Below are 6631 nucleotides of genomic sequence, written 5' to 3' on the forward strand. Positions count from 1 at the left end.
GGCCCGCTCGCGCTCCGCCGTATCGGACTGCGGGTCGGCATCCTGTGCCCCGGCATCCCGCGCTCGTGCCTGTGCCTGCGCTTCGAGGATTCCGGCGAACCGCGTCAGGTCATCGTCCGGCTCATCCACTCGCGCATCCTCTCGTGCGTCTCGGAGAGCCGGCATCGCGTCTGGCCCCCACCCCATCTCGCGAGCCGCTATGTTTCGACCCAGCCGCCACGATACGACGCGGCGAAACGTAGCGGCTCGGGCGAAACGTAGCGGCTCGGCGATGGGGCCGGCGGCCGGATGCCGGGGTCACAGCGCGCGCAGGATGTCCTCGACGCGCTCCTTGGCGTCGCCGAACAGCATCTGCGTGTTGTCGCGGAAGAACAGCGGGTTCTGCACCCCGGCGTAGCCGGAGGCCATCGAGCGCTTGAAGACCACGACGTCCTTCGCCTCCCACACGTGCAGGACGGGCATGCCGGCAATGGGCGAACCTGGATCCTCCGCGGCGGCGGGGTTGACGGTGTCGTTCGCGCCGATGACGAGCACGACGTCGGTCTGCGCGAAGTCGTCGTTGATTTCGTCGAGCTCCAGCACGATGTCGTACGGCACCTTCGCCTCGGCCAGCAGCACGTTCATGTGCCCCGGCAGGCGCCCCGCGACGGGATGGATGCCGAAGCGCACCGCCACGCCGCGCTCGCGCAGCCGCTTCGTGAGGTCGGCGACGGGGTACTGCGCCTGGGCTACGGCCATGCCGTAACCCGGCGTGATGACCACCGACTGCGCATCGCGGAGGAGCTCTGCGACCGCGGCGGCATCCGTCTCGTGGTGCTCGCCCTGCTCCTCGTCGGCGGCCCGCGGTGCTTCGATGCCGAACCCGCCGGCGATGACGGAGAGGAACGACCGGTTCATCGCCTTGCACATGATGTACGACAGGTACGCACCGCTCGACCCGACGAGAGCGCCGGTGACGATCAGCAGGTCGTTGTTCAGCAGGAAGCCCGCGGCGGCGGCGGCCCATCCCGAGTAACTGTTGAGCATCGAGACGACGACCGGCATGTCGCCGCCGCCGATCGAGGCGACGAGGTGCCAGCCGAGCGCGAGGGCGAGCGCAGTGACGGCGACGAGCAACCAGATCGAGGGGACGGCGACGTACCAGACGGTGAGCACGACGAACAGCACGAGCGCGCCGACGTTGAGGAGATTCTTGCCCGGCAGCATGAGCGGCTTCGAACTCATCCGGCCGCTCAGCTTGAGGAACGCGACGATCGACCCGGTGAAGGTCACGGCGCCGATGAAGACCCCGATGAACACCTCGGCGTGGTGGATGCCGACGAGATTTGCGGCGACGTCGTGCGCGTACAGGTGCCCGTTCCAGCCGACGAGCACGGCGGCGAGCCCCACGAACGAGTGCAGCAGGGCGATGAGCTCCGGCATCCCGGTCATCTCCACGACGCGTGCCCGCCACAGGCCGATCCCCGCTCCCGCGACGACCGCGATGATGAGCAGCGCCACACCGAAGTACAGCGTGACGTCGTCGGGGACGAGCGACCCCTCGGCGAGCACGAGCACGGCGGTCGCGACGAGCGCGATCGCCATTCCCGCGATGCCATATGAGATGCCGCGCCGCGCGGTCTCCTGCTTGCTGAGGCCGGCGAGCGCGAGGACGAAGAGGAGCGCTGCCACGATATATGCCGCTGTGGCTATGGACTGCGCGAGGCTCACGCTTGCGGTGGTCACTTGCGGTCACCCCTCTGGAACATTGCGAGCATCCGCCGGGTGACGGCGAAGCCGCCGAAGATGTTGATGGATGCCAGGAGCACCGCGATCGCGGCGATGATCTGCACGACGGGATCGGGCACGACGAGCTGGCTCATGGCGCCGACGACGATGATGCCGCTGATGGCGTTCGTCACGCTCATGAGCGGCGTGTGCAGGGCGTGGGCCACCTTGCCGATGACGTAGAACCCGATGACGACCGACAGCGTGAGCACCAGGAAGTGCTGTGGCAGGGGCGGTGGTGAGACGGCGCACACCGAGAACAGGGCGGCGATGCCGAGGACGATCAGCCCCGTCTTCCCGGCGGGCGAGAGGCCCTTCCTCGTGGCGCCGCCGGTCGCGCCAGCCTTGCCCGTCGCATCTGTGGGCAGGACGGCCGTCGTCGATGCCGCGGACTTTGCGGCGGTGGCGGCCGAGACCTGCACGGGCGGCGGCGGCCACGTGACGGCGCCGGCCAGGGTCACCGTGACGGCGCGCTGGACGATGTCGTCATCGTCGATCACGAGGTGCCCGTCCTTGCCGGGGGTCAGCAGCGTCAGCAGGTTGAGGAGGTTCGTGCCGTACAGCTGCGACGCCTGCTGCGGCAGGCGGCCCGCGAGATCGGTGTAGCCGAGGATGATGACACCGTTCTCGGTCACGACGCGCTCGCCGGCGACGGAGCCCTCGACGTTGCCCCCCTGGCCTGCGGCCATGTCGACGACGACGCTACCGGGCTTCATGGTCGCGAGGTCCGCGGCGGTGAACAACCGGGGGGCCGCGCGGCCCGGGATGAGCGCCGTCGTGATGACGATGTCGACGTCGGCGGCCTGGTCGCTGTACAGCCGGGCGGCGGCCGCGTCGTACGCGGCGCTGGTGGCCTTGGCGTACCCGTCGGCCGAGACCTGCTGCTCCTCGTCGGGCACGACGACCGGCAGGTAGATGCCGCCGATCGAGGCGACCTGATCGGCGACCTCGGGACGCGGGTCGGTCGCGCGCACGATCGCGCCGAGCGACGATGCTGCGCCGATCGCGGCGAGTCCCGCCACGCCCGCGCCGGCCACGAGCACCTTGGCCGGCGGCACCTTGCCGGCCGCGGTGACCTGACCGGTGAAGAAGCGGCCGAACTCGTTCGCCGCCTCGACGACGGCGCGATAGCCGGCGATGTTCGCCATCGAGCTGAGCACATCCATCGACTGCGCACGAGATATGCGCGGAACGGCATCCATCGCGAGGGCCGTGACGCCGTGTTCGGCGAGAGCCGTCAGCAGGTCGGGTCGCAGTGCCGGACTCAGGATGCCGATGAGCACCGAGCCGGGTCGCAGGAGGGCGATCTCGACCTCCGTGGGGGCGGCGACCTTCAGCACGATATCGGCGCCCCAGGCCTCGATGCGGTCGGCGATCTCGGCGCCCGCGGCGCTGTACTCGGCATCCGGGAACGATGAGTGGGCACCGGCGCCGGTCTCGACGACGACGTCATAGCCGAGCGCGCGGAGCTTCGTGACGGTGGGAGGAGAGGCGGCGACGCGGGTCTCGCCGGGTTGCTCGGTGACGATGCCGATGCGGGCCATGGTGCTCCTTCGTCCGCGCGAGTCGTGGCGGGTCGCAGCGATGCTGTGGCGGGCGCCGCGCTGGACTCGGGCGCCGGCGACGTTCCCGACTATAGGGCGTGACACCGGCGAAGCACGCGGGACGGCCCGGAGAAAACGTGGGAAGAGCGCCCGGCGTCGCAAAAGCAGGCTCAATTGACGTTGCGCCCGTCTGTCGCGCCCGATCGCACCGGTTGAGCCTGCTTTATGAAAGTGTCCCTCCGGGACCCGCGGCTTTCGCCGCTCCACGGCGCGGCAGCGCCGCTGAAGAGTTTTCGCGACGCGGCGGCTGACCACCGGGCGGGGATCCGTAGACTCGGGGTCATGCCCGCAGCATCCACTCCCGATCTCGAGTCCGACCGCCAGGCCCTCATCTCCCTCATCGGTGACGAGGCGGTGTTCCACGGGGATTTCACGCTGTCCAGCGGCAAGAAGGCGACCTACTACGTCGACATGCGCAAGCTCACCCTCGACCACCGGGCCGCTCCCGCAATCGGCAGGCTCGTGCTCGATGTCGTGCGCGACCTCGAGGTGGATGCCGTAGGCGGACTCACCCTGGGCGCCGACCCGATCGCGAACGCCGTACTGCATGCCTCCGTGCTCGCGGGCACGCCCGTCGATGCGTTCGTCGTGCGCAAGGAGCCCAAGGACCACGGCCGCGGACGCCAGATCGAGGGGGCCGAAGTCGCAGGCAAGCGGGTCGTCATCGTGGAGGACACGTCGACGACCGGCCAGTCGCCGCTGAAGGCGGCATCGGTCGCGAGTGCGGCCGGCGCCGACGTCGTCGCGGTCGTCACCGTCGTCGACCGCAAGACCGGGGCGCAGGCCGCCGTCGAGGCCGCCGGCTACCTCTGGCGTTCCGTGATCGATCTCGACGACCTGGGTCTCGACCCGCAGTAGGCCGCTCGCGCCCTCTCCGCGCCGAGTCTGCCGGTTGCTGCCGAGTGTGCCGGTTGTGTACGCGCACGAACCGGCAGTCTCGGCACGAACCGGCAGTCTCGGCGACCCACCGTGACCCACGGTGCGGTGGGGCGCGCCGGGGCCCCGCGGTCAGCGGAAGAAGGGGAGCTGGGACGCCAGCGCGAGTACGAGGCCCGCGAGCGTGAGCAGCGCAATGCCGCGGCCGTTCGGCAGCGGGGTTCCCTGGGGGGCATCCCGGCGCCCGCGCACGAAGAGCACAAGGGCGACGATCAGCAGCGCGAATCCCGACAGGACCAGGACGACGGCCATCAGCGGTCGCCCCCGCCACGGCCTCGCCCACGGACGAACTGCACGACCACGACAATCAGCGTCGTCAGGATCATGAGCGCGGACGCCACCAGCAGCAGAGTCTGCTCGGTCGGGTTCATGGTCACAGGCCTTCCGGCATCTCGGACTCGGCGGGTTCGGCATCCCGCAGCTCCGCGACCGAGTCGACGATCTCGTCGGGGCGGAACGGATACCGCTCGACCTCGGCGTCGTCGGAGATCCCGGTGCGCACGAGGATCGTGTACAGGCCGGCCTCGATGCCCGCCACGACATCCGTGTCCATCCGGTCGCCGATCATCCCGGTGTTCTCGGAGTGCGCGCCGATGCGGTTCATCGCCGAGCGGAACATCATCGGGTTCGGTTTGCCGACGACGTACGGCGCCTTTCCCGTCGCGTGCGTGATGAGCGCCGCGAACGATCCCGTCGCGGGGACGATGCCGTCGGGGGCGGGGCCCGTGGCATCCGGATTCGTGATGATGAACCGCGCGCCGGCACCTATGAACCGGATCGCCTGCGTGATCCGGTCGAACGAGTAGTTGCGGGTCTCGCCGACCACGACGTAGTCCGGCTGGGTCTCGGTCAGGACGAAGCCCGCTTCGTGCAGGGCGGTCGTCAGGCCCGCTTCGCCGATGACGAAGGCGGTCCCGCCGGGATGCTGCGCCCGCAGAAAATCCGCCGTCGCGAGCGCCGACGTCCAGATGCGGTCCTCGGGCACGTCGATACCGGAGATCCGCAGCCGGGCGCTCAGGTCGCGCGGCGTGTAGACCGGGTTGTTCGTGAGGACGAGGAACGGAACCCCGGTATCCCGCCATTGCATCAGCAACTCCGCGGCGCCTGGAATCGGCCTGTTCTCGTGTACGAGAACGCCGTCCATGTCGGTCAGCCAGCACTCGATATCGGCGCGTGTCCGCATGTGGCCAGCCTAACGGGGCCCCACGCCGTAATGTCTGTTCCGTGTCACGTGACGACTGGGACTCCGAGAGCCTGCCCGACCTCGCCGGGCGCCGGTATCTCGTCACGGGATCGACGGCGGGTCTCGGCTTCTTCTCGTCGTTGCAGCTGGCCGGCGCCGGTGCGCACGTCATCATGACGGGGCGGAATCCGAACCGGCTGGCCGCCGCCCGCGGGGCGGTGCTGCGCCAGATACCGGATGCCGACATCACGACCCTTCTGCTCGACACGAGCAACCTCGGGTCGGTCCGCGCCGCGGCGGCGACCGCACGCGGACGCGCGGGCCTGCACGGGCTGCTGCTGAACGCGGGCTTCGTGCATCCGCCGCGGCAGCGCCGGACGACCGCCGACGGCCACGAGATCGTCTTCGCCACCAACGCCCTCGGCCACTACGCCCTGGCCGGAGACCTCCTGCTGCCGCTCGCCGCCGGCCGCGGGCGCATCGTGTGGGTCGGCTCGATGTCGACGTCGATGTGGGCGTACGACCCGATCGACCCCGAGCTCGAGAACGGCTACACGCCGTGGCGGGCGTACGTGCAGTCGAAGGTCGCGACGGCGGCGCTCGGCTTCGAGGCCGACCGGCGCCTGCGCGCCGCGAAGGTGCCGGTCCTGAGCCTCGTCGCCCATCCGGGGTATTCGATCGGCGGTCGGACCCGCGGCATCCTCGGGGTCAACGAGCCTTCGCGCATGAAGCGCTTCATGGACAATCTGCAAGCCCCGATCTCGCAGTCAAAGGAGCACGGCGCGTGGCCGCTCGTGCGCGCGCTCATCGATCCGGATGCCGAGGGCGGCCAGTTCTGGGGCCCGTCGCGCGTCGTCTCCGGGACTCCCCGGCTCGCGACCCCGGGGCAGATCACCCGGGACGAGGAGATCGCGGCGCGGCTGTGGAACTACTGCGAGCACGCCGTCGGCGCGCCCTGGCCCTACCTGAAAGCCGCCAAGACCGGCGGCAAGCGCCCCTGACCACCCACCCGCCGCCTGCTTCCTCCTCCCGCAACTGTGCGGCGAACCGACGCATGTGGCCGCAGGCGGTGCGCCGGAAGCGGCATCGCGCGTCGGCTCGGCGGGGGAGGAAGCAGGCGGCGGGTGGGAGGAGGGTCAGG

The 6631-nt window shown here is 70.1% G+C and carries 6 protein-coding genes; 2 read left to right on the forward strand and 4 right to left on the reverse strand.

Features of this window, described 5'->3' with window-relative positions; genetic code table 11:
• Positions 1 to 297 precede the first annotated feature (297 nt).
• The gene (gene pntB / locus WBP48_RS05990) at positions 298 to 1725 is read right to left on the reverse strand and encodes a Re/Si-specific NAD(P)(+) transhydrogenase subunit beta (RefSeq protein ID WP_424437550.1); all 1428 of its coding nucleotides are present in this window, start codon (positions 1723 to 1725) and stop codon (positions 298 to 300) included.
• On the reverse strand, positions 1722 to 3311 hold the full coding sequence (locus tag WBP48_RS05995; protein ID WP_424437553.1) for a Re/Si-specific NAD(P)(+) transhydrogenase subunit alpha: 1590 nt from the start codon (positions 3309 to 3311) through the stop codon (positions 1722 to 1724). Before WBP48_RS05995 ends, pntB begins: the two co-directional genes overlap by 4 nt.
• A gap of 342 nt (positions 3312 to 3653) precedes the next feature.
• Here WBP48_RS05995 and pyrE point away from each other — a divergent pair, with 342 nt between their 5' ends.
• Positions 3654 to 4229 (forward strand): orotate phosphoribosyltransferase, encoded by a 576-nt coding sequence (pyrE, locus tag WBP48_RS06000; protein ID WP_424437556.1) that lies wholly within the window; start codon positions 3654 to 3656, stop codon positions 4227 to 4229.
• Positions 4230 to 4379: 150 nt separating this feature from the next.
• Here pyrE and WBP48_RS06005 read toward each other — a convergent pair whose 3' ends face one another.
• Together WBP48_RS06005 and WBP48_RS06010 are read right to left on the reverse strand one after the other, a co-directional pair.
• Positions 4380 to 4559, reverse strand: coding sequence for a hypothetical protein (locus WBP48_RS06005; protein WP_424437559.1), 180 nt, complete (start codon positions 4557 to 4559; stop codon positions 4380 to 4382).
• A gap of 121 nt (positions 4560 to 4680) precedes the next feature.
• Positions 4681 to 5490: an HAD-IIA family hydrolase gene (locus WBP48_RS06010; RefSeq protein WP_424437562.1), complete on the reverse strand. Its 810-nt coding sequence runs from the start codon at positions 5488 to 5490 to the stop codon at positions 4681 to 4683.
• A 41-nt stretch (positions 5491 to 5531) separates the two neighbouring features.
• Between WBP48_RS06010 and WBP48_RS06015 the strand changes: the two genes are divergently transcribed.
• On the forward strand, positions 5532 to 6491 hold the full coding sequence (locus WBP48_RS06015) for an SDR family NAD(P)-dependent oxidoreductase (protein WP_424437565.1): 960 nt from the start codon (positions 5532 to 5534) through the stop codon (positions 6489 to 6491).
• The last annotated feature ends 140 nt before the right edge of the window (positions 6492 to 6631 follow it).

It is taken from the genome of Microbacterium sp., from assembly GCF_049661145.1.
GTDB lineage: Bacteria > Actinomycetota > Actinomycetes > Actinomycetales > Microbacteriaceae > Microbacterium.

Excerpts from the sequence above, each read along its gene's own strand:
- pyrE (WP_424437556.1), top strand. The coding sequence starts at position 3,654 with ATGCCCGCAGCATCCACTCCCGATCTCGAGTCCGACCGCCAGGCCCTC.
- WBP48_RS05995 (WP_424437553.1), bottom strand. The coding sequence starts at position 3,311 with ATGGCCCGCATCGGCATCGTCACCGAGCAACCCGGCGAGACCCGCGTC.
- WBP48_RS06005 (WP_424437559.1), bottom strand. The coding sequence starts at position 4,559 with ATGGCCGTCGTCCTGGTCCTGTCGGGATTCGCGCTGCTGATCGTCGCC.
- WBP48_RS06010 (WP_424437562.1), bottom strand. The coding sequence starts at position 5,490 with ATGCGGACACGCGCCGATATCGAGTGCTGGCTGACCGACATGGACGGC.